This window comes from Mesorhizobium sp. RSR380A (assembly GCF_054719385.1).
The window spans coordinates 737,215-760,977 of record NZ_JBTTIB010000001.1 but is presented as its reverse complement, the minus strand read 5'-3'; the positions used below and the strand labels follow the sequence as shown (position 1 = coordinate 760,977).

Annotated in this window: 24 protein-coding genes; 15 read left to right on the top strand and 9 right to left on the bottom strand. The window is 62.0% G+C overall.

Going from position 1 to position 23,763, the window contains the following annotated elements; all coding sequences use genetic code 11:
* The first annotated feature begins 2 nt into the window (after positions 1 to 2).
* Entirely contained in the window at positions 3 to 188 is a 186-nt protein-coding gene (locus ACYG9Z_RS03770) for a DUF2065 domain-containing protein (RefSeq protein ID WP_023668333.1), read from the top strand.
* Positions 189 to 426: 238 nt separating this feature from the next.
* Complete coding sequence (locus tag ACYG9Z_RS03765; protein ID WP_023751661.1) at positions 427 to 1,944, top strand: DegQ family serine endoprotease; 1,518 nt, start codon at positions 427 to 429, stop codon at positions 1,942 to 1,944.
* A 43-nt stretch (positions 1,945 to 1,987) separates the two neighbouring features.
* On the opposite strand, the gene ACYG9Z_RS03760 is transcribed toward ACYG9Z_RS03765, so the two are convergent.
* Both ACYG9Z_RS03760 and serB read right to left on the bottom strand, forming a co-directional pair.
* Complete coding sequence (locus tag ACYG9Z_RS03760; protein WP_023751660.1) at positions 1,988 to 2,560, bottom strand: GNAT family N-acetyltransferase; 573 nt, start codon at positions 2,558 to 2,560, stop codon at positions 1,988 to 1,990.
* Complete coding sequence (gene serB, locus ACYG9Z_RS03755; RefSeq protein ID WP_023751659.1) at positions 2,557 to 3,444, bottom strand: phosphoserine phosphatase SerB; 888 nt, start codon at positions 3,442 to 3,444, stop codon at positions 2,557 to 2,559. Before serB ends, ACYG9Z_RS03760 begins: the two co-directional genes overlap by 4 nt.
* On the opposite strand from serB, the gene miaA reads away from it, so the two are divergent.
* Positions 3,434 to 4,417: a tRNA (adenosine(37)-N6)-dimethylallyltransferase MiaA gene (gene miaA / locus ACYG9Z_RS03750; RefSeq protein WP_023751658.1), complete on the top strand. Its 984-nt coding sequence runs from the start codon at positions 3,434 to 3,436 to the stop codon at positions 4,415 to 4,417. The genes serB and miaA overlap by 11 nt on opposite strands.
* Before the next feature lie 131 nt (positions 4,418 to 4,548).
* The gene (locus ACYG9Z_RS03745) at positions 4,549 to 5,340 is read left to right on the top strand and encodes a GGDEF domain-containing protein (RefSeq protein WP_023751657.1); all 792 of its coding nucleotides are present in this window, start codon (positions 4,549 to 4,551) and stop codon (positions 5,338 to 5,340) included.
* Positions 5,341 to 5,563: 223 nt separating this feature from the next.
* Here ACYG9Z_RS03745 and ACYG9Z_RS03740 read toward each other — a convergent pair whose 3' ends face one another.
* Entirely contained in the window at positions 5,564 to 7,396 is a 1,833-nt protein-coding gene (locus ACYG9Z_RS03740) for an ATP-binding protein (protein WP_023668338.1), read from the bottom strand.
* Positions 7,397 to 7,548: 152 nt separating this feature from the next.
* On the opposite strand from ACYG9Z_RS03740, the gene ACYG9Z_RS03735 reads away from it, so the two are divergent.
* The 3 genes from ACYG9Z_RS03735 to ACYG9Z_RS03725 are packed head-to-tail and all read left to right on the top strand — an operon-like array spanning position 7,549 to position 8,965.
* Entirely contained in the window at positions 7,549 to 8,115 is a 567-nt protein-coding gene (locus ACYG9Z_RS03735) for a helix-turn-helix domain-containing protein (protein ID WP_023668339.1), read from the top strand.
* A 4-nt stretch (positions 8,116 to 8,119) separates the two neighbouring features.
* On the top strand, positions 8,120 to 8,428 hold the full coding sequence (locus ACYG9Z_RS03730; RefSeq protein WP_023668340.1) for a hypothetical protein: 309 nt from the start codon (positions 8,120 to 8,122) through the stop codon (positions 8,426 to 8,428).
* Positions 8,429 to 8,443: 15 nt separating this feature from the next.
* Entirely contained in the window at positions 8,444 to 8,965 is a 522-nt protein-coding gene (locus ACYG9Z_RS03725) for a GNAT family N-acetyltransferase (RefSeq protein WP_023668341.1), read from the top strand.
* On the opposite strand, the gene ACYG9Z_RS03720 is transcribed toward ACYG9Z_RS03725, so the two are convergent.
* Both ACYG9Z_RS03720 and ACYG9Z_RS03715 read right to left on the bottom strand, forming a co-directional pair.
* Positions 8,962 to 10,764: an NAD(P)/FAD-dependent oxidoreductase gene (locus tag ACYG9Z_RS03720; protein WP_023668342.1), complete on the bottom strand. Its 1,803-nt coding sequence runs from the start codon at positions 10,762 to 10,764 to the stop codon at positions 8,962 to 8,964. The genes ACYG9Z_RS03725 and ACYG9Z_RS03720 overlap by 4 nt on opposite strands.
* Positions 10,765 to 10,902: 138 nt before the next feature.
* A complete protein-coding gene (locus tag ACYG9Z_RS03715; RefSeq protein WP_023668343.1) occupies positions 10,903 to 11,793 on the bottom strand; it encodes a LysR family transcriptional regulator in 891 nt (296 codons plus the stop codon).
* Positions 11,794 to 11,914: 121 nt separating this feature from the next.
* Here ACYG9Z_RS03715 and tmpA point away from each other — a divergent pair, with 121 nt between their 5' ends.
* The 3 genes from tmpA (at position 11,915) to ACYG9Z_RS03700 (ending at position 14,468) form a co-directional block, all read left to right on the top strand.
* Positions 11,915 to 13,066, top strand: coding sequence for a 2-trimethylaminoethylphosphonate dioxygenase (gene tmpA / locus ACYG9Z_RS03710; RefSeq protein ID WP_023751656.1), 1,152 nt, complete (start codon positions 11,915 to 11,917; stop codon positions 13,064 to 13,066).
* On the top strand, positions 13,063 to 13,647 hold the full coding sequence (gene tmpB, locus ACYG9Z_RS03705) for a (R)-1-hydroxy-2-trimethylaminoethylphosphonate oxygenase (protein ID WP_023751655.1): 585 nt from the start codon (positions 13,063 to 13,065) through the stop codon (positions 13,645 to 13,647). The genes tmpA and tmpB overlap by 4 nt, the downstream gene beginning before the upstream one ends.
* A 335-nt stretch (positions 13,648 to 13,982) precedes the next feature.
* The gene (locus ACYG9Z_RS03700; protein WP_155921647.1) at positions 13,983 to 14,468 is read left to right on the top strand and encodes a hypothetical protein; all 486 of its coding nucleotides are present in this window, start codon (positions 13,983 to 13,985) and stop codon (positions 14,466 to 14,468) included.
* Between the two features lie 49 nt (positions 14,469 to 14,517).
* On the opposite strand, the gene ACYG9Z_RS03695 is transcribed toward ACYG9Z_RS03700, so the two are convergent.
* From ACYG9Z_RS03695 to ACYG9Z_RS03685, 3 genes are all read right to left on the bottom strand, one after another.
* Positions 14,518 to 15,165: a LuxR C-terminal-related transcriptional regulator gene (locus ACYG9Z_RS03695; RefSeq protein ID WP_023668347.1), complete on the bottom strand. Its 648-nt coding sequence runs from the start codon at positions 15,163 to 15,165 to the stop codon at positions 14,518 to 14,520.
* On the bottom strand, positions 15,162 to 16,553 hold the full coding sequence (locus ACYG9Z_RS03690; protein ID WP_023668348.1) for a sensor histidine kinase: 1,392 nt from the start codon (positions 16,551 to 16,553) through the stop codon (positions 15,162 to 15,164). The genes ACYG9Z_RS03695 and ACYG9Z_RS03690 overlap by 4 nt, the downstream gene beginning before the upstream one ends.
* Positions 16,554 to 16,717: 164 nt before the next feature.
* On the bottom strand, positions 16,718 to 17,020 hold the full coding sequence (locus ACYG9Z_RS03685; protein ID WP_023731684.1) for a DUF1236 domain-containing protein: 303 nt from the start codon (positions 17,018 to 17,020) through the stop codon (positions 16,718 to 16,720).
* A 608-nt stretch (positions 17,021 to 17,628) separates the two neighbouring features.
* Here ACYG9Z_RS03685 and ACYG9Z_RS03680 point away from each other — a divergent pair.
* The 3 genes from ACYG9Z_RS03680 to ilvN all read left to right on the top strand — a co-directional run bounded on the left by ACYG9Z_RS03680 (position 17,629) and on the right by ilvN (position 21,348).
* Positions 17,629 to 18,567, top strand: a complete 939-nt coding sequence (locus ACYG9Z_RS03680) for a DUF1236 domain-containing protein (protein WP_460222875.1) — start codon at positions 17,629 to 17,631, stop codon at positions 18,565 to 18,567.
* A gap of 330 nt (positions 18,568 to 18,897) precedes the next feature.
* Complete coding sequence (locus tag ACYG9Z_RS03675) at positions 18,898 to 20,694, top strand: acetolactate synthase 3 large subunit (protein WP_023751653.1); 1,797 nt, start codon at positions 18,898 to 18,900, stop codon at positions 20,692 to 20,694.
* A gap of 81 nt (positions 20,695 to 20,775) precedes the next feature.
* On the top strand, positions 20,776 to 21,348 hold the full coding sequence (ilvN, locus tag ACYG9Z_RS03670; protein WP_023668352.1) for an acetolactate synthase small subunit: 573 nt from the start codon (positions 20,776 to 20,778) through the stop codon (positions 21,346 to 21,348).
* An 11-nt stretch (positions 21,349 to 21,359) separates the two neighbouring features.
* Here ilvN and ACYG9Z_RS03665 read toward each other — a convergent pair whose 3' ends face one another.
* Positions 21,360 to 21,740, bottom strand: coding sequence for a metalloregulator ArsR/SmtB family transcription factor (locus ACYG9Z_RS03665; protein ID WP_050586828.1), 381 nt, complete (start codon positions 21,738 to 21,740; stop codon positions 21,360 to 21,362).
* A 156-nt stretch (positions 21,741 to 21,896) separates the two neighbouring features.
* Between ACYG9Z_RS03665 and ACYG9Z_RS03660 the strand changes: the two genes are divergently transcribed.
* Together ACYG9Z_RS03660 and ACYG9Z_RS03655 are read left to right on the top strand one after the other, a co-directional pair.
* Positions 21,897 to 22,853 (top strand): acyl-CoA desaturase, encoded by a 957-nt coding sequence (locus ACYG9Z_RS03660; RefSeq protein WP_023751651.1) that lies wholly within the window; start codon positions 21,897 to 21,899, stop codon positions 22,851 to 22,853.
* A 123-nt stretch (positions 22,854 to 22,976) separates the two neighbouring features.
* Positions 22,977 to 23,573, top strand: a complete 597-nt coding sequence (locus ACYG9Z_RS03655; RefSeq protein ID WP_023682076.1) for a LysE family translocator — start codon at positions 22,977 to 22,979, stop codon at positions 23,571 to 23,573.
* Positions 23,574 to 23,763 lie beyond the last annotated feature (190 nt).

Sequence of the window (23,763 nt, the reverse complement as noted above, 5' to 3'; positions counted from 1 at the left end):
CGGTGCAGGATTTCCTTGCGGCCATAGGCCTGGTCCTCGTTGTCGAGGGTCTGGTCTATGGCGGCTTTCCCGGCCTTGCCAAACGTCTTGCCGGCGAAGTGCTGTCGACGCCGGAAATTGCGCTACGCATCGTCGGGCTGGTGGCGATCGCCATCGGCGTCGGTATCGTCTGGTTGGTGCGTGGCTGAGGACCGCTGATCTGCAATTCCAGGAAAGTGTGAGCGGTTTTCCGTCCGGAATTGCGTAAAAGCAAAGGGATTGAACGGTTCGCCGTTTCCGCGAAACGGCGAACCGCTCTAAGGTGTAACGGAGGATTTATCCTCCTGATGTGGCCATAGCCGCAAACGTGCCGTATTTCTTGCCAACATGACGCGACGCGGCGTTTTGCCGAAGCGCTTTTTCTTTTCAGATTCCGGGAGGCTTTCGATGACATCCAACACCCTTCTGCGCGCGGCGCGGCGGACGTTCATCGCAGGTGCTGCGGCACTTATGGTCTGCGCGCTTGCCGTTCCGGCTTTCGTGACGCCGACGGTGGCCGCGGACGGACCGGCTTCGGTTGCCGACCTCGCCGAAGGCCTGCTCGGTGCGGTGGTCAACATCTCGACGTCGCAGACCGTGAAGGGCACGGAAGGTCCGGGCGCGGTGCCGATGCCGCAGCTGCCGGAGGGTTCGCCGTTCCAGGATTTCTTCGACGACTTCTTCAAGAACCGTGGCGGCGACAAGGATGGCGGCGCGCAAAAGGTGCAGTCGCTGGGCTCCGGCTTCGTAGTCGACGCCGAGCAAGGCATTGTCGTCACCAACAACCACGTCATCGCCGATGCAGACGATATCGAGGTGAATTTCTCCGACGGCGTGACGCTCAAGGCGACGCTGGTCGGCACCGACACCAAGACCGATGTGGCGGTGCTCAAGGTCGACCCGAAGGGCCACAAGCTGACGGCGGTGAAGTTCGGCGATTCCAACAAGATGCGCGTCGGCGACTGGGTGATGGCGATCGGCAATCCGTTCGGCCTTGGCGGCACGGTGACGGTCGGCATCGTCTCGGCCCGCAACCGTGACATCAATTCCGGCCCCTATGACGACTTCATCCAGACCGACGCCGCCATCAACCGCGGCAATTCCGGCGGACCGCTGTTCAACAGCCTGGGCGAGGTCATCGGTATCAACACGGCGATCATCTCGCCGTCGGGCGGCTCGATAGGCATCGGTTTCTCCATCCCCTCGCAGCTTGCCTCGGGCGTCGTCGACCAGCTGCGCCAGTTCGGCGAGACCCGTCGCGGCTGGCTCGGCGTGCGCATCCAGCCGGTGACCGACGACATCGCCGAGAGCCTCGGCATGGCGACCGCCAAGGGCGCGCTGGTGGCCGGCGTGATCAAGGGCGGACCGGTCGACAACGGCACAATTCTCGCCGGCGACGTCATCATCAAGTTCGACGGCAAGGACATCCATGAAATGCGCGACCTGCCGCGCGTCGTGGCGGAAAGCCCGGTCGGCAAGGCGGTCGACGTGATTATCGTGCGCAAGGGCGTCGAGCAGACGGTAAAGGTGACGCTCGGCCGGCTTGAGGACGGCGAGAAGGTCGCCGCCGGTGAGGACGGCACTACCGATGAGGACAAGGGCGGCGACAAGGCGCCCGCGGTCTCCACGGCCTCGGTGCTCGGCATGACCGTCGGCGAGCTCAATGACGACACACGGAAAAAATTCGGCATCGCGGCCGACGTCTCCGGCGTCGTCATCACCGACGTCACCAAGGATTCGGCCGCCGCCGAGCGCGGCATCCAGGCCGGCGAGGTGATCACCGAAATCGCCCAGGAATCGGTCGCGACCCCGAAGGACGTCATGGACCGGATCGGCGCGCTGAAGGAGCAGGGCCGCAAGAACGCGCTCTTGATGCTGGCCTCGAAGACCGGCGAGTTGCGCTTCGTGACGATCCGGATGGATTGAGTCCGGAAAGCCCCATAACCGGTTGTTTTCAGGGAAAGGGCGGCTAGCGAGCCGCCCTTTTTCGTGCCTGCCAGTCCTTGCGCGACAGGGTGTAGAGGACATGCCGCTTGAGGTGCGGGTGGCTGTCAGGGATGGATGGGTGGTCGAAATCGCGAGCCGGGTCAGGGCTCATGCCAAGACGCTCCATGACGGCCGTCGAGCGGCGGTTGGCCGCGACGGCGAAGGAGACGATCTCGTCGCGGTCAAGCGTTTCGAAGCCAAAGGCGAGCCAGGCTTCGGAGGCCTCCGTGACATAGCCCTTTCGCCAGAATTCCGGCGCCAACCGCCAGCCGATCTCGATCGTATCGGAGGGCAGCGACGGCACGTGATCGGTCTTTAAGAGGCCGACGAAGCCGATGCATTCCCCAGTCGCGGCGATCTCGGCGGCGGCAAAACCAAAGCCGTCCTCGGCGATCCAGCCCCGAAACTCGTCCATCTTGGCATCCGTCTCGGCGCGGTCGCGGCGGAACGGAAAAAATTCCATCACCCGCTCGTCGGAGTTGATGCGATGGAAGAGTTCGCGGTCGCGCTCTTCCCAATTGCGCAGGATGAGGCGCTCGGTGCGCATCGGTTTCATTGGGCGAACTCTTCCTGGCGGTAGCCCTGGAGATAAAGCAGCGCGGTGAGATCGCCATGGTCGATGCGGACCTTGGCTTCGGCAGCAACGGCCGGCTTGGCGTGGAGCGCGACACCGGTGCCGGCCAGACGGATCATGTCGAGGTCGTTGGCGCCGTCGCCGACCGCAATCGCATCGAATGGCGTCAGGCCGAGGCGGGCCGAGATCTCGCTCAGCGCATCGGCCTTGGCGGCGCGGCCGAGGATCGGCTCGGCGACGAGGCCGGCAAAGCGCCCGTTCTCCTCGATCAGGCGGTTGGCACGGTTTTCCTGGAAGCCGAGCATGGCGGCGACACGGCTGGTGAAGACGTCGAAGCCGCCGGAGACAAGCGCCGTCCAGGCGCCATTGGCGCGCATCGTCCGCACCAGGGCGCGGCCGCCCGACGCCAGCGTCAGGCGGTTCGCGATGATGCGGCCGACGACGGCCGTATCGAGGCCTTTCAGCAACGCTACGCGTTCCCGTAAGGCGGGCTCGAAGGCGATCTCGCCGTTCATCGAGCGTGCGGTGATGGCGGCGACGCGGTCCTTGACGCCGATCTCGTCGGCGAGTTCGTCGATGCATTCCTGGTCGATCATGGTTGAATCCATATCGGCAAGCAGGATTGTCTTGCGGCGGCTTTCGGCCTGCTGAACGATCACGTCGACCGGCTCGGAGCCAAGTGCTGTGCGCAAGGCCGCACTTGCCTCAGCGGCTTCTGCCCTCTCGGGCAACACCAGATCGCAGGCGACGCCATCGCCCAGCCAGAGGACGGCGCTTGCGCCGACCGACCGTGAGGCCATACTCGCAAGCGAGGCCGACATCGCGCGGCGGACGGGGTGAGACACAAGCGTGGCAATGAGCGGCATCGAGACTTCCAAGCAGCTAGGCGAGGGCGGGCAGGCGGGCGAGGGCCGCGTGAAGAACGCGATCCTGATAGCCGGGCCGACCGCCAGCGGCAAGTCGGCGCTGGCGCTCGATCTCGCCGAGCGCAAGGGCGGTGTCATCGTCAACACCGATTCCATGCAGGGCTATTCGGTGCTCGATGTGCTGACGGCGCGGCCGAATGCTGCCGACCTCGCCCGCGCGCCGCACTATCTCTATGGCCACGTGCATCCCTCCACCGCCTATTCCACCGGCGCCTGGCTGCGCGACGTGATGAAGCTGATCGATGACGGCACGCTCGCCCGACAGCCCGATGACGCCGGCTTTGAACGTCCGGTGATTTTCGTCGGCGGCACCGGGCTCTATTTTCGCGCACTTGCCGAGGGCATTTCGGAAATGCCCGACATTCCGCAGCAGGTACGCGACCGCTGGCGCTACGGGTTAAAGGAGCAAGGCGCAGCCAAGCTGCACCGCATCCTGATGCATGAGGATTCGGCAGTCGCCATGCAGCTGAAGCCGACCGACGGCCAGCGCATCGTGCGGGCGCTGGAGGTGCTCGACGCATCCGGCCGCTCCATCCTAGAATGGCAGGCAGCGCGCGGCCGGCCGCTGATCGACCGCGACAGCGCTCGGTTCTTCGTTATCGAGCCGGACCGCGCCGCCCTTGTCGAGCGGATCGAAACAAGGTTCGACCGCATGCTCGATCTCGGCGCGCTCGATGAGGTCAAACGGCTTGCGGCGCTTGGCCTCGATCCCGACCTGCCGGCGATGAAGGCGATCGGCGTTCGCGAACTTTCGGCCGCCATGGCGGGTGACATCAGCTTTCCTCAGGCCATCGAGCGCTGCAAGGCAGCGACGCGGCAATATGCCAAACGGCAAACGACGTGGTTTCGCCATCAGCTGGGACCGGAATGGCTGAGATTGCAGCCCGGCGGCCGCCTGCAAACCACGATTTGATTTTCGTGCTGCCAATACAATTAAAGAAACAGAAGTAGGAATGAACATTCCCGCTCCGGTTGTCTGGATTAACCGTCCGTAAGGCGCCGGCATGCCATAGATCCGGCGGGTACTTTTGCAACGGGAAGCAGATGCGTTTCCACAAGGCGGAATCCGCATTTTTCGTCTTTATTTTCGTGATCCTGGCCGCAGGCCTGGTGACGCTTTATGCCTATGATCAATTGCAGTTCATCGCGGTCGGTCACGATACGACTTCCCGGGTCGAGAGGATCGCCTATCTCAACACGCTGCTGTTTGTCACCGGGGTGCTGCTGGCGACAGCGCTGTTCTTCGGCGTGTTCTTCATCTACCCGCTGATCCGTAGGCAGGCCACGGAAGAGGGCAAGCTGCGCGCCATGACGGTTTCGCTCAGCGCCCGCTCGGAAACGCTGCAGCATGCGGCATTGACCGACGGCCTTACCGGCATGCAGAACCGGCGCTACTTCGATGATGCGCTGAAGGAATATCTCGAGGAATTCCGCCGCATCGAAAAGCCCGTCGGGCTCATGATCCTCGACCTCGATCATTTCAAGCAGGTCAACGACACGCATGGCCACGATGTCGGCGACGAGGTGCTTAGGGCAGTCGCCAATTGCCTCAAAGGCATGACGCGCTACCACGATGTGGTGGCGCGGCTTGGGGGCGAGGAGTTCGCCGTCGTTACGCCCAACATGGATGCGGAGCTGTTGGGCAAGTTCGCCGAACGCATCCGCAAGGCGATTGCCAACATGTCGGTGCTGTCGGGCAATGTCCGCCTCAAGATCACCACCAGCGTCGGACTCGCCGTCTGGGATCGGAAGGAAACCGCCGAGGAATTCTACCGCCGCGCCGACCGCCAGCTCTACGAGGCGAAGAGGCAAGGCCGCAACCGCGTCTGCGCCTAAAATCCCGAAGAAGAATTCATGAGGCCGGTTGCCTGACGTGGCTTTCTCGACTTCCGGTGCTCACGGACTAAATGTCCGCTCCGCTCCGGCTTCTCGAAAGCCACGCCATTCAATCCGGCCTGATGAATTCCCTTTCGGGATTTGCCCAAGCGGCCAACGAAGCCGAGCCCTGGCGCTCCGGCGGCTTCTCAATTGGCCGGCAAAAAAGTCGCTACGCTGAAGGTCAATCGTTCTGCGGGCGCATGCCGAAGGTTGTGGGCTTGAGGCCGTAGCGCAGGTCGAAATCGTCGTCGGGCTGGACGCGCTGGGCGGTGGCCGGCTTGCGGTAATCGGGATCGCCGGCCTGGCGGCCGGAGTCCACGACCTCGGCGAAGGCCATCTGCTGCTGCGGTTTCGGGACGTTGCGCAGCCGCTCGACGATGGCGGCGAGATCGACGTCGTTGCCGTCCTGCGAGAACTCGTCCTGCTCTCGCTTGGCGGTGCCGGGGATCAGGTTCTCCGCCAGTTTCTCGAACTTCAGCCGCATGGTCGTCGCCACGCCTTCACCGAAGGCGATGGCTTCGCGCTGGCCCATGGAGGACAGGAAGGCCAGCGTCGAGGCGGAGGAATCGGCGATCGCCGAGCGGATGATCGCCTGGTCCTGCTCATTGGCCAGCCGCATGGCGAAGAAGGTCGAGCATTGCGACAGGATGGTCGGATCGAGTTCACCCGGGCGCTGGGTGACGACGCCGAGATAGCAGCCATATTTGCGGCCTTCCTTGGCGATGCGCGACAGTGCATGCCTTGTCGGGGCGAAGCCTAGGCGCGGATCGGCCGGCATATAGCGGTGCGCTTCCTCGCACAGCAACAGCAGCTTCAGCCGGCCCTCGCTCCACAGCGCAAGGTCGAAGGCCAGGCGCGCCAGCACCGAACAGACGGAGTTGACCACTTCGGACGGCATGCCGGCCATCTCGAAACAGGTCACCGGGCGGCCATGATGCGGCACACGGAAAATATTGCCGATCGTCTCGTGGATCGTGTCCTCGATCAGCCGCGAATTGAACATGAAGCGATAGCGCGGGTCGGACGCGGCGGACTCGATGCGCGTCTTCAGCGATTTCAGCGTCGGGCGGTCGTTCTTGCTTTCCAAGAGGCCCATGCGCTCGTCGATCTGCTTGATGAGATCGACCATGCGGTAGGGCACCGGCGTGTCGGCGGTCAGCGCATCGCTGCCGCGGCGCACGTAAGAGCCTGAATTGGGATTGCGATAGAGGTTCTTGGCGGCGGGGATCAGGTCGCGCAGGACATCGACTTCTTCCGGCACGACCTCTCGGCCGCGAAACAGCACTTCGGCGAATTCTTCGAGCCTGAACATCCAGAACGGCAGATCAAGCGTCTTGGAATCGACCCGGACGCAGAACTCAGGCAGGGATGCCGCGAATTCATTGTGCGGATCGAGAATGAGGATTCGCAGATCGGGCCGGGCGGCGATCGATTTGCGCAGCAGCAGCGAGATGGCGGTGGATTTGCCGACGCCGGTTGTGCCGACAACGGCAAAATGGCGCGCCAGCGTGTCGTCGATGGCGATGTTGGCGTCGATCGACTCATCCTGCGACAGCGTACCGATGGTGATCGAATGACGCCCGGCGAGATCGTAGACCGCCTGCAGATCACGGGTACGGATGCGGTGCGCTATGGCGCCGATATGAGGATAGGTGGTGATGCCGCGGTCGAACACCGGTTTGGCCCCCGGTTCGGCGCCGTCGCGCACTTCGCCGATCAGCTCGACGCTGACTTCGATGGGATTTTGTCCCTCATTGCTCCAGGCGCGATCCGACTTGCCGATTTCGTAGACCAGACCAACGGTGCGCGATGTCCCGAGATTGATGGAGATCATCTTGCCGACGGTCCACAGGCCGGTGACCGCGCCTTCGATGTCGTCGGCATAGGCGCTGATGGTGGCGCGCGCACCGTCGCACTGCACGACGTTGCCGAGAATGCGCTTGTCGCTCTGCTCTGCGCGGCGGCGCTCCTGCGAGGTCGGTTCGCCGACGGAGGCTTCGCGCTCGACAAACATACGATCCGATCCCCATTCTCGTGGAGCGTCGATCCTACACAGACGGGGTTAAGGTGGCGTGATGCGGGATGGTGTAGCAGGGGTTAACCGGTCAGCGAAAATTCAACCAGCCGGCCTCTTTTCCGAATCTAAATATTCGATATATTGGACGAATGACTGATATAGCGAATGACATGTCGGCTACGATAGGCAGACGAATCCACGCCGAAAGAGCCTTGCGGGACTGGTCGTTGGCCGACCTGGCGAATCGCTCCGGCGTCTCCAAAGCCATGCTCAGCACTATCGAGCGCGGCATGACCAGCCCGACGGCCGCGCTGCTGGTGCGCATCGCCGCTGCTTTCGGCATGACGCTGTCGACGCTGATTGCACGCGCCGAGCAGCAAGGTGGCGGCCTGCTGCGCGAGAGTGAGCAGCCGGTTTGGCGCGACCCCGGTACGGGCTATGTCCGCCGGCATCTGTCGCCGGTTTCCGACACGCCGCTCGAATTGATCCGGGTGCAACTGCCGGCTGGCGCCAGTGTGAGTTTCCCGGCGGCGTCCTATGCCTTCATCAAGCAGCAGATGTGGCTGATCTCCGGGCGACTTGAGTTCACCGAGGGTGATATGGTGCATAGTCTCGAGCCCGGCGACTGCCTGGCGCTCGGCGCGCCGTCGGACTGCACGTTCCATGCCGTCGGACCGCAGCCGGCCGACTATCTGGTTGCGCTGGTCAGGGGCTGAAATCGTGGCAAGACGTCCCAAGCGCTCCGACAATGGCGGACCGCCGCTCGATGATTACAAGGGTCCGCCATGGGGCAGGGGCGATCCCTACATCTTCCTGGCCTGGCAGGCAGCGCATGCCAAGGCGTGGAAGGCGCCAAGCCGTGACGTGATGCTGATGCGCATGGAAAAGGCCGAGCGGCTTGGCCTGACCTATGAGGAATACACGCTCGAAATCCTCGAACGCGGGCTGCATCTGCAGCCGAAAGACACCGATCGCATCGCCGCGATCAAGGCGAGACGAAAGCGGCGCCGCGTCGCGCGTCTGGATTAGCAAGGGAAAGTGCAGGTGAGTCCCATCGAAATCAGGTCGCTGACTGCGGAAACACGCGACATGCTGGCCGACCTCCTGATCGAGACGGTCGCGGCCGGCGGCTCCGTCAGCTTCATGCATCCCTTATCCAGGCAAGCGGCGGAAACCTTCTGGAGCAACTCGTTGATGGCAGCAGAGAGAGGTGAAAGAGCGGTGCTGGGTGCTTGGTATGGCGACGCGTTGATCGGCACCGTCACCTTGCTGCTCGACTTTCCGGTCAATCAGCCGCACCGGGCCGAGATCGCCAAGCTCATGACCCGCGTCGAACACCGCGGCAAGGGCATAGCGAGCCGGCTGATGCGGGCGGCCGAAACGCTCGCCGTCGAGAAAGGCCGCACGCTTCTGGTGCTGGACACCGCTACCGAGGAGGGCGCTTCCGGCCTTTACGAAAAACTCGGCTTCACGCTCACTGGCGAAATACCGGACTTTGCCCTGAAACCGCATGGCGGGCTGACCGGCACGCTCATCTACTGGAAGCGCATCGGCGGCGCTGCCTAAGCCTTGTGGTGAACCTCTTGCAGCGCGTAGACCGGCGTCGCGATGCCTTCCATGCGCGCCTTCAGCTGCAGCGCCAGGAACTGGGAGTAATGGCGCGACTGGTGCAAATTGCCGCCATGGAACCACAGCGCCTCCTGCTGCGTCGGCTTCCACATGTTGCGCAGCTCGCCTTCCCAGGGGCCTGGGTCCTTCGTGGTGTTGGAGCCGAGGCCCCAGCATTTGCCGACCTTGTCTGCGACCTCCCGTGAGATCAAATCGGCCGCCCAGCCATTCATCGAACCGTAGCCGGTGGCGTAGACGATGAGATCGGCCGGCAGTTCCGATCCATCGCTGAGCAGGACCGAATGCTCCTTGATCTCCTTCACGTCGACACCGCTTTTCAGCTTGATCGACCCGTCGATGATCAGGTCGGAGGCGCCGACATCGATGTAATAGCCCGAGCCGCGTCGCAGATATTTCATGAACAGGCCGGAGCCGTCGTCGCCCCAGTCGAGCATGAAGCCGGCCTTCTCCAGGCCTTTGTAGAAGTTGGCGTCGCGCTTCTTCATCTCGGCATAGGCCGGAATCTGGAATTCGTGCAGGATCTTGTAGGGCAGGGAGGCGAAGACGAGGTCGGCCTTGGCTGTGGTCATGCCGCTCGCAACCGCCTTTTCCGAATAGAGCGAGCCCAGGCCGATCTCCATCAGCGTGTCCGACTTGACGATGTGCGTGGTCGAGCGCTGCACCATGGTGACGTCGGCGCCGGCCTCCCAAAGGGCTGCTGCAATGTCGTGGGCGGAGTTGTTCGAGCCGATGACGACAGCTTGTCTGCCGACATAGGCATCGGGTCCCGGATGCTTCGAGGAGTGATGCTGGTCGCCCTTGAATGTGTCCATGCCCTTGAAGTTCGGCATGTTGGCCTTGCCGGATTGCCCCGTGGCCAGCACCAATTGTTTCGGCTTCAGCGTGATGTCCTTGCCGTCGCGGCGCACCACCACCGTCCATTCCTTCTTGCTGTCGTCATAGACAGCGCTCATGGCCTCGGTCGACGACCAGTAGTTCAGCTCCATTACCTTGGCGTACATTTCCAGCCAGTCGCCGATCTTGTCCTTGGGCGCGAAGACCGGCCAGTTCCTGGGAAAGTCGATATAGGGCAGATGGTCGTACCAGACCGGATCGTGCAGGCAGAGCGATTTGTAGCGCTTGCGCCAGCTGTCGCCGGCCCGTTCGTTCTTCTCGACGATGATGGTCGGCACGCCGAGCTGCCGCAGCCGCGCGCCGAGCGCGATGCCGCCCTGGCCGCCGCCAATGATGAGCGTATAGGGCTGCGTCTTGAAGCCGAGCTCGGCGGCCTCCTTCTCGCGCTCCTCCTTCCAGGTCGGGCGGTTCTTGCCATGGCCGTGCTTGGCGCCGAGCGGGCGGTCGAAACCGGCCGGCTCCTCATGGCCCTTCAGCTCGACCATGGTGGTGAGCAACGTCCAGATCTTGCCGTCCTTCAGCCGGATGTGGCCGAAGCCGCGCGCCACAGACGTTTCGAAACTGATCCAGCCGTCGAGCAGGCCATCGTTTTCCGTGGCGTCCTCGCCCCTGGCGATCGCCCAGTTCGATGGGTTGGTTTTGGCCAGCTGGCTCACCAGCATGTCGCGCACCTGGTCACGGCCTTCCATGGTCTTGATGTTCCAGGTGAAGCTGACGAGATCGCGCCAAAAACAATCCTCCTGAAAGCAGGCGACCGCCTTGTCGATGTCACCGGCGGCGAGTGCCGCGCCGAAGCGATCGAGCAGGTCGGAAAGCTTCTTGTTGGGGGCCTTGTCGAGCATTGAATTTCCTCCGCGATTTTTCTTGGCCGCCTGTAGCGAGCGGAACCCTGCCGAAGCTTGACGTCCGGCCTGGCGCAGTATCGCGACAAATTATGCGCCGCGTCACGTCGTCCAATAGTTTGCCGCGTATTCAGGGGCTTATCGGGAAATCGGGACGCCGAAGACCGTTGCGAACCAGCGGCGGACCGCTTCTTCGGCCGGGCTCAGATGCGCGCCCGAAGGTGCGGTCAGATAGTGGCCGGCACCGCTCGACAGCGTAAAGCCGGACAGGGTAACGAGAGATCCTTCGCGCAGTGCCGCGTCGGCCAACGGTCGCGATCCCAGCACCATGCCGGCGCCGTGCTTCGCCGCCTCCAACGCGGTAACGAAACTGTCGAATTTGTGCGTCGGCCCCAGCGCCGGCTTCATCCGGGCGACGGCGAACCACTCGCCCCACATTTCCCGCGCGCCGACCACTGTAAGTCTCGGCAATCCTGTCCAATCCTTGGCCTTGGCGACATTTGGCGACGCCATCGGCGTCAAGGTTTCGCGGGTGAGGCGGTCGGCCTGCCGTCCGGCAAAGGAGCCGGAGCCAATGCCGAAACGGATGTCGAGACCCACAAAGCGCTCGCCGTAATCGGCCGGTGTGTGGATGGTCTCGATCTGCAGCTGGACGAAGGGCAGGTCCTTGGCCATTTGCGGCAGCTTCGGCGCGATCATCAGCACGGCGAAGGAAATCGGCGAGCGGATCGTCACGCTCTGGACGGTCTTGGGTTCAAACAGCTCGCGCGTGCTGTTGGCGATCACGGCGAAGGCCGATTGCAGATGCGGCAGGTAGGCGGCACCCTCCGGCGTCAATTCGACGCCGCGCGCCAGGCGGATGAACAGCGGCTGCTTCAACCGCTCTTCGAGAGAACGGATGTGCTGGCTGACCGCAGCCTGGGTCAGGCCAAGCTCGGCCGCGGCGGCGGTGAAATTCGACAGCCGCGCGGCGGCCTCGAAACTCCGCAGCCAGTCAAGCGGGGGCAAGGGCAGGGTTGTTTCAGTCATAAACCGTTTAGGGCCTCTGGCTGCAAAATGATAATTTGAGTTATGCCTTCGACATCATCACGATGCAACCGGAAACCCTGCGGAGTTGGCTGCGGGGCGCTGCGGACAGGAACGGATCCCCATGCTTAGCCAGGTGCTGATCGGCGACGAAGGAAGAACGATCGACCTCGGGTGGAAGGACGGCGCGCGCACTCGCTTTCACGCAGTGTGGTTGCGCGACAATGCGCTCGACGACAAGACGCGTAGCGCCGGCAACGGCCAGCGGCTGATCACCATTCTCGACATTCCCGTGCAGACATGGATCGGCGCAGCCGCGATCAAGGGCGATGCGCTTGAAGTCAGTTTCGAACCGGAGGGAAAGACGGTGCGCTTTCCTGCGGCATGGCTGAGCGCCAATGCCTATGACCGCGATGCCGCCCGACAGCCCGGCTGGACAGGCGAGGGCACCGTGCGATGGACCAGGGCCTCTATGCAGAATTCGGTGCCGCGCGCCGGCTATCTCGCTGCCAGCCGCGACCGCGCCGTCTTGCGGCAATGGCTGTCGGCGGTGAAGACCTACGGCTTCGCGGTGATGGACGATTTGCCGCCCGAATCCGGGGCGCTGTGCAAAGTGTCCGATCTGTTCGGCTATATCAGGGAGACCAATTACGGCCGATGGTTCGAGGTGCGCGCCGAGGTCAATCCAACCAATCTGGCCTACACCAATCTTGGCCTGCAGGCGCATACCGACAATCCCTATCGCGATCCGGTGCCGACCTTGCAGATCCTGTCCTGCATCGAAAACACCGTGGAGGGCGGCGAATCCAGCGTCGTCGATGGTTTTGCCGTGGCGGCCGCGCTGCAGGCAGAAAACCCCGAAGGCTTCCGGCTGTTGAGTTCATACCCGGCGCGTTTCGAATATGCGGGGTCGTCGGGCGTGCGATTGCAGGCCAAACGGCCGATGATCGAGCTCGGGCCGGATGGCGAACTCATCGCCATCCGCTTCAACAACCGCTCGCTGGCGCCGACCGTCGATGTGCCGTTCGCGGAGATGGAGGCCTACTACGCCGCCTATCGCCGGTTTGCCGAACTGATCGAGGATCCTTCCTTCGAAGTCACCTTCAGGCTCGAGGCGGGCGAGGCCTTCATCGTCGACAACACCCGCGTCATGCATGCCCGCAAGGCGTTCTCCGGCACCGGCAAGCGCTGGCTGCAGGGCTGCTACGCCGACAAGGATGGCCTTTTGTCGACGCTGTCGGCGATCGAACACAGCTTCAAGGAGGCTGCGGAATGAGCGGCCAGGATTTGAACGCGGGCAACATCGTCGAATTCATCGCCGATATTTTCGAACGCCGAGGGGCGGAATCCTATCTCGGCGAACCCGTCACCATGTCGGAGCACATGTTGCAGGGCGCCTGGTTCGCCGAAAAGGACGGCGCGCCCGATGTGCTGGTGGCGGCAGCACTGCTGCACGATATCGGCCACTACACCAGCGAGTTCGGCACCTATTCGCCCGACGATGTCGAGGACAAGCATCATGACGAAGCCGGCGGCGAGGTGCTGGCGCCGTTCTTTCCACCGGTGATCGTCGAATGCGTCAGGCTGCATGTCGCGGCCAAGCGCTACCTTTGCGCCACCGACCCGAGCTATTTCGGCAGGCTGTCGCAGGCCTCGGTCCACACACTGTCGCTGCAAGGCGGGCCGATGAATGCCGAAGAGGTGGCAGAGTTCCGCAAGAACCCGTTCCACGAGGAAGCGGTGCGGGTTCGCGTCTGGGACGAGGCCGGCAAGATCGCCAACATGAAGACCCGGGCATTTCGCGACTACATGCCGCTGCTGCAACGGGTTGTCCGCGAATTCGCCAATCGCGCCTGATCATAATCCGGGGAAGGAACGGCATGTGCTACCGCTTCGACGGCGAGCATGCGCTAACCGTATGCCGGAGACCTGCCGCAAGCGTCTGCGTGCCGCAGGCGCTCGCGCCTCGCTGCCGATCCCTACCGGTGACGAGCCTTGTCACCGCGGATTTTATTGCGACATCCGTCGGCGCGGCCAAGATCAGTAGGTCAGACTTCGGTGTATATTTGCCTCAGACGAAGGTCTGAGAATCGAGCTGAAAGCACGAAAGGAGAGTTTCCTCAGCGTTTGTAAGCCGCAATTTTGGGCTGTTCATTCTTGAATACCGTGACACATCATGATGTGATGGTGGCATGAATGGAGAAAGGCAGCCCCTGTTTTCATCCGTGCGTCGCTGGGCGTACTTTAGCTTGCGCGTATTCGCGGCGGTTGCGGTGGCGATGCCGGTGCTTGGTCTGCGGTTGAGCCATGTCGACGGCTACAAGATCGAATTCGCCGCTGCCAGCGCCAAGAGCGGAAACAATGGCAATGGTAACGGTGGTGGCAACGGTAGTGGTAACGGTAATGGCTCAGGCGGCAACGCCGGGAATGGCAACGCCAACGGAAAGGGAAAAAATGGTGCCGGCGACAACGCCCCCGGTAGCCAAGCTCCCAGTAGCCAAGTCAATGCCGCTGGCGACACGGTGACGGTACAGGGCGCCAAAATCCAGGTCGTGCATCGCGATGGATTCAGCGAAAGCATCGAGGCCGGCCGCTTCACTATGAAGGATCCGCTTGGAAGGACAATTGTCGAACGCGCCGTAAGGGCCTCCGACATTGCTCGTCTGAAAGGGCTGTAACTGTTGGTTCGCCAACCAGCATCCGACCTTCAGACAAGCCCCGATCTCCCTATACAAGACCCGTTTTGGGCGCGTGCATAAGAATGGCTGCTTCGGTGCGGTTTCGCACCTTTAGCTTTTGAAATATCCGAGTCATGTGGTGTTTTACCGTTTTCTCCTGCAGGTTGAGACGTTTGGCGACTTCTTTATTGCTCAGTCCTTCGCCTACCAAGGAGATTATCCCAAGCTCGCGTCCCGAGAGATTGGCAACGAGATCGGTTGTGCGCTTTTCCGGCCGGATCAGTTCATTCAAAAGCTGCGCTGACAGGGTCGGCGAAACATATTTTTTTCCTGCGGCTATATAAGTCAGCACCTCGGCCAGCGATGCCGCCCCAATCCCTTTCAGCACATATCCGCGTACGCCCAGCCTGAGCGCCGTCGCCAAATCGGCGTTCGCCTCCGAGACGGTGAGCATGACGATCTTGCAGTCAGGCTGAGTTGCAAGAATATTTTCCGCTGCCGCCAGACCCCCTCCCGGCAAACTGATGTCGAGCAGCAATATGTCGGGATTTGCCAAGGCCGCAAGCTGTTCGGCATCCGTCGCGGTTTCGCCCGCACCAACGACTTCGAAGCCGCCGATTTCGGCGAGGCTGCGAGCCACACCCTCGCGAAACAGCGGATGATCATCAACAATGGCAATCCTTATGGGAGCGGTCATTTCTGGTCCTCGATGTTGAGCGTTATCGTCAGCCGGGTCCCCCTGGGGCTCGAAAAGGTCTCGAAGTGACCTCCGATACTCTCGATACGTTCCCTCATACCGGCGAGTCCAAGTCCTTCACACGATCCCGACTGGAATCCAGGGCCGCGATCAAGCACTTGAATGAGGAGCTTGCCCTGCGTCACTCGCGCCTTGACAGCCTGCCCCTTGCCCAGACCGTGTCGCCAGGCATTGTTCAGCCCCTCCTGCGCGAAGCGAAAGATGCTTATTTTCTCGGACGTCCCCAGGTCGGGCAGGCGAGATGGCAGTGAAAGCGATACGGAAGAGGCCGTCCGGCGTTCATGTTCGGCAACCGCAAGCCGCAATATCTCCGCGACTGTCGAAGCTTCGATCTGTGGCAGTACGAGGCCGGTGCAGATGGCGCGGATCTCCCGCATCGCCTCGTCCAACGTATGATGGATATCGGCGATCTCGGTCTTGCGGTGGCTTGGGGATGCGGCGGGATCGAGCAGCAGAGGGCTGTCCATGCGCAGCGCAGCCAGTGCGACGAGCTGAGCTGGACCGTCATGCAAATCAGACCCAATGCGGCGCAAGTAACGCTCGTTGATTGCCGTTGCGCGGCGCGACGCCTGCTGGACGCGCTCCCGCAAAGCGGAATTCTGCTCCAAAAGCAACTGAAGTTCGGCCACTTGTGTCTCAAGCGCTGAACGCTGCGTTTCGATAGTGCTGCTGCCGCGAAGCACGATTCCCGAGAGCATCGCCAAGGCGACCGCGGTCGCGCCAGCCACGAGCAGCCAGCTCGACCATAGTGCCGAGTTTAAAGTGCCCTGAAGATCGTCGGCTATCTCGTAGAACTCGGAAACGGCCACAACATCGCCCGACCACGGCTCTCGAACCGGATTGTAGATCTCGAGCAGCGAGGCGGTGGGGCTCTTGCGTTCCTTCCTTTCATTTTCGTCCAGATCATTGAATTGCGCCACCACGTTTCCACCGAACGCATGCAGCAAGTTCGCATTTGGCTCGAAGGTCTGGCCGATAAGAGCCGCGTCTTTGGCGTACAGCACCTTGCCATCACGCCGCCAAAGCACGAAGGACGCCAGTTTTTTTCCGAGAGCACCCTGGTCCAGGGTTTCATCGAGTGCTCGTTTAACGGTGTCGCTGAGCTGCTGGCTTTTGCGCATGTCCGGCAGGATTGGCGCGATGACACTGTCGACGTAAAGCGCGGTCGTGCTTGCAGAGTTGCGGATCACTCCATCTCGTATTTGCGAGGTGACCCATAGGCCGACGACCAGCATCAGCGACAGCAGCCCAATGCTTCCGACTATGATGAACTGCCAAGCCAACGATAGCCTGTTCCAGTTTTGATAGAGACTATCAATGTAGCGCACGTCTCAACCGACCCCGCGAGCTTTGGCCGTGCCAAAATGCCTAAGCCATCCTACATCTAGAACGGTCGATGGTGCGAGCAAGCGCCAGGTTGAATTGCTGGGGAAACCGCCAATTCAGGGCATGATCCCACCGCCACCCGCGGGGAACGGCGGTGGGATCAGCGTTACTGTATGATCTTGACGATCTTCCGCGTGCCGGGGTCGACCAGCACGGTTCGCCCGTCGACCACAACGTAGCGATACTTGACGCTCGGCACTTCATGCAGTTCCACCGTGTCGGGAATGGCGGTCCCCACGTTCAATTCGACACCTGGAATCTTCACCGACGCAAGGGGCTGCTTTTTCACGTATTCGCGCACAACCGTTTCCTGCTCCGGCGCGATGATGACGTCTTGAGCAGCAACTACGCCGGCGCTCGCGAGCAGCAAGAATCCGGCAATTGCGGTCGACTGGTACATGGTCGTCATGATTCTCTCCTTCATGCGAGCAACGCTCATGCATCTTGCGCGAGCTCGATTCCGATACGGGTGGTGTTGATGAGGTTGATGCACACACCGGGAGCCGAACGGGCTTTTCGCGGCCGCGTTCCCGTGTGGGGCTTCGGTCCGGGCGTCATCGGGCCAATGGACGATAGGGGGAGGGACCAAAGTCTGGTGCCAGGCTGTAGAGGTCCTAGAGCCTCCTCAGGGCGGAACACAGGGTTCTCGGCATCGTTGAGATCAGCACTTGTGGGAGGCGTTAATGGACAACAGCGTCCATCAGGCACGATGGTTGCTCTTGCCTGTTTTCGGGGTAGCCATCCTGGTCATGACGACGGGAGTACTTCTAAGCTTGTGAGGCTGGTGTCATCGCTATGGGATCACAAGCTCAGGAAAAAACAAAATGTTGCGTTGCATTAATTGTTTGATGCAATTTGTAGGTGATTGTTGCAAAATTACTGCCAACATTCATTGGTCTTCTTAGAAGCCCGATTTTATTCACAAAATGTGGAACAAAGTATTTTTGGCAGAGTTGGCTAGGCTGAGGGACCGACTCTTTAAGGAGAAAGCAGATGAAACATGTGTTGATCACGAGCATGATTGCGCTTGGCGTCGGGTGCGGCGCCGCGATCGCCCAGACCCAGGCCGTGCAGCCGAGCGGTGGCGACAACTGCGCCGCCGGCGCGGCCGATTGCCAGAAGGGCGGCAAGGCCGGCGAACAGGCGCAAGGCAAGATGAAGTCACAGACCGATCAGAATGCACAGGGCCAGGCTGGCGCCACGACCGATCAGCAGGCTCAGGGCAAAGCCAAGCTCAAGACGGATGAACAGGCACAGGGCAAGGCCGGGACCAGTACCGAGCAGAATGCTCAGGGTCAGGCCGGCGCCACGACCGATCAGCAGGCTCAGGGCAAGGCCAAGCTCAAGACCGATGAACAGGCCCAGGGCAAGGCCGGGACCAGCACCGAGCAGAATGCTCAGGGCCAGACCGGCACCAGCACCGAGAAGCAGGCTCAGGGCAAGGCCAAGCTCAAGACGGATGAACAGGCCCAAGGCAATGCCGGGACCAGCACCGAGCAGAACGCTCAGGGCCAGACCGGCACCAGCACCGAGAAGCAGGCTCAGGGCAAAGCCGGGACCAGCACCGAGCAGAACGCTCAGGGCCAGACCGGCACCAGCACGGACCAGCAGGCCCAGGGCAAGGCCGGGACCAGCACCGAGCAGAACGCTCAGGGCAACACAAACGTTCAGACCGACCAGGGCAATACGGCCTCGATCAACAACGTGACCGTCGAGCAGAAGACGCAGGTCACGCAGATCATCCACGAGACCAGGGTTGAGCCGGTGAAGAACGTCGACTTCGACATTTCGGTCGGCATCGAGGTGCCGCGGCACAAAGTGCGCCTGCACCGTCTGCCGGCGCGCATTGTCAAGATCGTCCCGGCCTACGAATCCTATGAGTACTTCGTGCTGGCCGACGGGCGCATCGTCATCGTCGACCCGGATACGTACAAGATCGTGCTGATCCTGACGTGACACGGCAGTGACTCTTGTTCCCGGCGCGGTGCGATTAGGGGTATCGTATGCGCCGCGGTGGCCCGCCGACCAGAGGCGGCGGGCCACTTGCTTTGTCTTTCGCATCGCGCGTTTTTCCCGTTGACACCTTGCCTTTCACCCTCGTAGTGTCCGCCACGATGAAAAAGGCACTCATTCTCGTAGGAAAGCGCGTGGGCAAGGCGGTGTAACCGCCGGGCGAAAACCTCCCATGCGCAACACACAGGCTCCCATCGGGGGCCTTTTTTATTGCCCGAAACACGACTAAACGACCAGCAATCGCCTCATGGCTAGAAGTACGGGACCAGACCGATGAGCAACGGACAGAACGAACGGCGCGAAATACCAAACAGGGAAATGACTGGCGCCGAAATGGTGGTGCAGGCGCTGAAGGACAATGGCGTCAAGCATGTCTTCGGTTATCCCGGCGGCGCGGTGCTTCCGATCTATGACGAAATCTTCCAGCAGGACGAGGTCGAGCACATCCTCGTCCGCCACGAGCAAGGCGCAGGGCATGCGGCCGAAGGCTATGCCCGCTCGACCGGCAAGGCCGGCGTCATGCTGGTGACCTCCGGCCCGGGCGCCACCAATGCGGTGACGCCGCTGCAGGATGCGCTGATGGATTCGATCCCGCTGGTCTGCCTGACCGGGCAGGTGCCGACTTCGCTGATCGGCTCCGACGCGTTCCAGGAGTGCGACACGGTCGGCATCACGCGCCCCTGCACCAAGCACAACTGGCTGGTGAAGGACGTCAACGAATTGGCCGCCACCATCCATGAGGCCTTCCATGTCGCGACGACCGGCCGCCCCGGCCCGGTGGTGGTCGACATTCCGAAGGATGTGCAGTTCGCCAAAGGCATCTATGTGCCGCCGCAGGCGGCGCCGCGCACCAGCTACCAGCCGAAGGTCCAGGGCGACCTGGAAAAGATCAAGGCCGCCGTCGAACTGATGGCCGGCGCCAAGAAGCCGATCATCTATTCGGGCGGCGGCGTCATCAACTCCGGTCCGGAGGCCAGCCATCTGCTGCGCGAACTGGTCGACCTCACCGGCTTCCCGATCACCTCGACGCTGATGGGCCTCGGCGCGTATCCGGCATCGGGCAAGAACTGGATGGGCATGCTGGGCATGCACGGCACTTATGAAGCCAATATGGCGATGCATGATTGCGACGTGATGATCTGCATCGGCGCGCGCTTCGACGACCGCATCACCGGACGGCTGACCGCCTTCTCGCCCAACTCGAAGAAGATACACATCGACATCGATCCATCGTCGATCAACAAGAACGTGCACACGGAAGTGCCCATCATCGGCGATGTCGGCCGGGTGCTGGAGGACATGGTGCGGCTGTGGCGGGCGAGCGCCAAGGCCGACAAGAAGGCGCTCCATCCCTGGTGGGAGCAGATCGCCAAATGGCGCGCGCGTGACTCGCTCGCGTTCAAGATGAACCACGATGTGATCATGCCGCAATATGCCATCCAGCGGCTCTACGAGCTGACCAAGGACATGGACACCTACATCACCACCGAGGTCGGCCAGCACCAGATGTGGGCGGCGCAGCACTATCATTTCGAGAAGCCGAACCGCTGGATGACGTCGGGCGGGTTGGGCACGATGGGCTACGGTCTGCCGGCTGCGCTCGGCGTGCAGATCGCGCACCCGGACGCGCTGGTCATCGACATCGCAGGCGACGCCTCGGTGCAGATGACGATGCAGGAGATGAGCGCGGCGGTGCAGCACAATGCGCCGATCAAGATCTTCATCCTCAACAACCAGTATATGGGCATGGTGCGTCAGTGGCAGCAGCTGCTGCACGGCAACCGCCTGTCGCATTCCTATACCGAAGCGATGCCCGACTTCGTCAAGCTGGCTGACGCCTATGGCGGCCACGGCATTCGTTGCGAGAAGCCGGACGAGTTGGACGATGCGATCAAGGAGATGATCGCGGTGAAGAAGCCGGTGCTGTTCGATTGCCGGGTGGCGACGCTCGCCAACTGCTTCCCGATGATCCCGTCGGGCAAGGCGCATAATGAAATGCTCCTGCCCGACGAGGCGACCGACGAAGCCGTGGCCAACGCCATCGACGCCAAGGGCAGGGAACTGGTCTAGGTCCAAGCCGGGGCAGGGCTGTCGCGAGAAGCCGTGCGCAAACAGAGAATTAGCTCAAAGTCTGAAATCGAGATTCATGTCATGAACGCACAGCTTCAACCGACCGGCTCCGCCTATTTCATCGCCAAGGAAACGGAAAAGCCGGAGAACCACACGCTCTCCGTTCTGGTCGACAATGAGCCCGGCGTGCTTGCCCGGGTCATCGGCCTGTTTTCCGGCCGCGGTTATAACATCGAGAGCCTCACCGTCTCCGAGACCGAACACGAGAAGCACCTGTCACGCATCACCATCGTGACGCGCGGCACGCCGCATGTGCTGGAGCAGATCAAGCATCAGCTCGAGCGCATCGTGCCGGTGCACCGCGTCGTCGATCTCACCGTGCGCTCGCACGAGTTCGGCCAGGAGCGGCCGCTGGAACGCGAGCTGGCGCTGGTCAAGGTCGCCGGCACTGGCGAAGCCCGCGTCGAGGCGCTGCGTCTGGCGGACGCTTTTCGCGCTTCGGTCATCGACGCCAACACCGAGCACTTCATCTTCGAGATTACCGGCAAGGGTTCGAAGCTCGACCAGTTCATCGCCATCATGAAGCCGCTCGGCCTGGTCGAGATCTGCCGCACCGGCGTGGCGGCGATGAACCGCGGCCCGCAAGGGATGTAGTCTCAGTCCAACTATTTTACCGGCTTGGGATCGACCTTGCCGCTCGCCAGATTCTTACTCTCCCTTTTGATCGGGCGCGATACCGGACAGACGTCCTGGATGAAGCCGTTCAGCGTGTTAACCAGATTGTTCTGGACCAGCGAGTAGCGGATGAATTGTCCCTGCCGCTCCCTGGCGATGAGGCCGGCCGTCTCCAGGATGCTCAGATGCTGCGAGATCGACGGCTTCGACATGTCGAAGCGCGCCGCGATCTCGCCCGCGGTCAGCGAGGAGTGGGCGAGATAGTTGAGGATCTTGCGCCTCGGCTGCGATGACAGCGCCTCGAACACGCGCTGTATGGCGCTGCTTGCCCCGATAGCCGTGTCGCCATCCGCTGCATTGTCTTCGATCACCGCCTGCCTCTGTCGTTTCGCTTCCGCTATTTAGTCTATTGCCTAAATACCTAAATCGGAATAGTAGATAGTTAGCTTATTGCCTAAATAAGCGCCGGCGCGCCGGAAGGCAAGGCTCTTTGGTCCGGAAATGTTTCCTGCAGAGGAGGGGTGCCGATGAAGACCATATCCACAGGCAGAATGATCTCGCAGCCCTTGAGCGATGCCGAAGATGGCGAGGTCGTCTGGATGCCGGCCAAGTCGATCTGGGTCGGCGCGATGACGCTGATTGCGTTGGTGTTCGGGCCGCTGACCTTCAGCTGGAGCGCTTTCGCCCTGTTCGTAGCGACGACGGCGGTGACGATCTGCGCCGGACACTCGGTCGGCATGCATCGCCTGCTCATCCATCGCTCGTTCAGGGTTCACATCTGGCTCGAACACGCGCTGGTCTATCTCGGCACGCTCGTCGGCATGGCCGGTCCGTTCGGCATGATCTATGCGCATGACATACGAGACTGGGCGCAGCGCCAGACGGCTTGTCACGACCTGCACGCCCACCGCCGGCCTTTCTTCACCGACGCTTTCTGGCAAATGCATTGCGCCGTGGCGTTGCGCAATCCGCCTGACTTCGTCATCGAGCCGTCGATCCGCAACGACCGCTTCTACAGATTTGTCGAGCGGACCTGGATGCTGCAGCAACTGCCGTGGACGATCCTTTTCTTTCTGCTCGGCGGGTGGAGCTGGGTGGTCTGGGGCATTGCGGTGCGGATCTCGGTGTCGCTGACCGGGCATTGGCTGGTCGGGCATTTCGCACATCGCAGCGGGCAGCAGGGCTGGCGCGTCGATGGCGTTGCCCTGCAGGGCTACAACCTGCCGCGTTTCGGCCTGGTGACCTTTGGCGAGAGTTTCCACGGCAATCACCATGCGTTTCCCGAATCCGCAAAGCTCGGCCTGGAACGCGGGCAGATCGATCTCGGCTGGCTCTTCATCCGCATCCTGGCTGCCCTCGGCCTCGCGCATGGCGTGAAGCTTCCCGGGAACACGCCGAGGCGCAAAGGCCTGCGGCGTGTGGCTGGCCATCAGGAGGCGGCCGCCGCTCCCAGCCTGTTGTCGGCGCGGGCCCACGGCAGGTAGACTGTGCCGGCCTGGCTGGCTCGGGATAGACGGATCACGGCGGGGCGCTTTGGACCAATGGAATGAGGTTGCGTCCAGCGCCCTGTCGACTTAAGTCAGCATTGCTGACCTTTGTGAGCCGTCATGACCCTCGACGCTTTCCTTGCACTTTTGGTCTACGCCTTCGTGACCTCGATCACGCCGGGGCCGAACAACCTCATGCTCTTGGCGTCGGGCGTGAATTTCGGCCTCGTCAGAACCATTCCGCATATGCTGGGCATCAGCATGGGTTTCCTGGTGCTGTTGCTTGCTGTCGGCTTTGGCCTGGGCGCGGTGCTGACGGCGTTTCCGGCCCTGCACACCGGATTGAAGATCGCCGGCGCTGCCTATCTGCTCTATCTCGCCTGGAAGATCGCCATGTCGCGCTCGCTGTCCAGCAAGGGTGAGACGGAGGCACGGCCGATGCGCTTCATCGAGGCAGCCGCATTCCAGTGGGTCAATGCGAAAGCCTGGGTGATGGCGATCACCGCCATGGCCGTCTACTCCAATCCGGACCACCCGTTCCTGTCGGTGGCGCTGATCGCGATCGCCTTCACCGTCGTCAACCTGCCGAGCGTCTCGGTGTGGGCCGGCTTCGGCACGGCGCTGCGCGGATTCCTGTCGGATCCGGTGCGGCTGAAATGGTTCAACATCGCCATGGGCGTGCTCTTGGCGGCGACGCTCTGGCCGATGCTGAAATAGACGCATCCGGCCTGAAATCTCAACCGCATCCTGGCTGGTTTTCCGACTGCTGAGCCGGCTGCACATCCATTGTGCAGTGCACATTAAATCTTCGTAATGCCGTGTTTTGGCCCTTTTCCGACAAATGTGCGTCCTATCTACTTCGGCGAGATCGCGGCATGGCGCCGTGATTGGGTAGAATGAGACCACC

Excerpts from the sequence above, each read along its gene's own strand:
- ACYG9Z_RS03765 (WP_023751661.1), top strand. The coding sequence starts at position 427 with ATGACATCCAACACCCTTCTGCGCGCGGCGCGGCGGACGTTCATCGCA.
- ACYG9Z_RS03760 (WP_023751660.1), bottom strand. The coding sequence starts at position 2,560 with ATGAAACCGATGCGCACCGAGCGCCTCATCCTGCGCAATTGGGAAGAG.
- miaA (WP_023751658.1), top strand. The coding sequence starts at position 3,434 with ATGAGCGGCATCGAGACTTCCAAGCAGCTAGGCGAGGGCGGGCAGGCG.
- serB (WP_023751659.1), bottom strand. The coding sequence starts at position 3,444 with ATGCCGCTCATTGCCACGCTTGTGTCTCACCCCGTCCGCCGCGCGATG.
- ACYG9Z_RS03745 (WP_023751657.1), top strand. The coding sequence starts at position 4,549 with ATGCGTTTCCACAAGGCGGAATCCGCATTTTTCGTCTTTATTTTCGTG.
- ACYG9Z_RS03740 (WP_023668338.1), bottom strand. The coding sequence starts at position 7,396 with ATGTTTGTCGAGCGCGAAGCCTCCGTCGGCGAACCGACCTCGCAGGAG.
- ACYG9Z_RS03735 (WP_023668339.1), top strand. The coding sequence starts at position 7,549 with ATGACTGATATAGCGAATGACATGTCGGCTACGATAGGCAGACGAATC.
- ACYG9Z_RS03720 (WP_023668342.1), bottom strand. The coding sequence starts at position 10,764 with ATGCTCGACAAGGCCCCCAACAAGAAGCTTTCCGACCTGCTCGATCGC.
- ACYG9Z_RS03715 (WP_023668343.1), bottom strand. The coding sequence starts at position 11,793 with ATGACTGAAACAACCCTGCCCTTGCCCCCGCTTGACTGGCTGCGGAGT.
- tmpA (WP_023751656.1), top strand. The coding sequence starts at position 11,915 with ATGCTTAGCCAGGTGCTGATCGGCGACGAAGGAAGAACGATCGACCTC.
- tmpB (WP_023751655.1), top strand. The coding sequence starts at position 13,063 with ATGAGCGGCCAGGATTTGAACGCGGGCAACATCGTCGAATTCATCGCC.
- ACYG9Z_RS03700 (WP_155921647.1), top strand. The coding sequence starts at position 13,983 with ATGAATGGAGAAAGGCAGCCCCTGTTTTCATCCGTGCGTCGCTGGGCG.
- ACYG9Z_RS03695 (WP_023668347.1), bottom strand. The coding sequence starts at position 15,165 with ATGACCGCTCCCATAAGGATTGCCATTGTTGATGATCATCCGCTGTTT.
- ACYG9Z_RS03685 (WP_023731684.1), bottom strand. The coding sequence starts at position 17,020 with ATGACGACCATGTACCAGTCGACCGCAATTGCCGGATTCTTGCTGCTC.
- ACYG9Z_RS03680 (WP_460222875.1), top strand. The coding sequence starts at position 17,629 with ATGATTGCGCTTGGCGTCGGGTGCGGCGCCGCGATCGCCCAGACCCAG.
- ACYG9Z_RS03675 (WP_023751653.1), top strand. The coding sequence starts at position 18,898 with ATGAGCAACGGACAGAACGAACGGCGCGAAATACCAAACAGGGAAATG.
- ilvN (WP_023668352.1), top strand. The coding sequence starts at position 20,776 with ATGAACGCACAGCTTCAACCGACCGGCTCCGCCTATTTCATCGCCAAG.
- ACYG9Z_RS03660 (WP_023751651.1), top strand. The coding sequence starts at position 21,897 with ATGAAGACCATATCCACAGGCAGAATGATCTCGCAGCCCTTGAGCGAT.
- ACYG9Z_RS03655 (WP_023682076.1), top strand. The coding sequence starts at position 22,977 with ATGACCCTCGACGCTTTCCTTGCACTTTTGGTCTACGCCTTCGTGACC.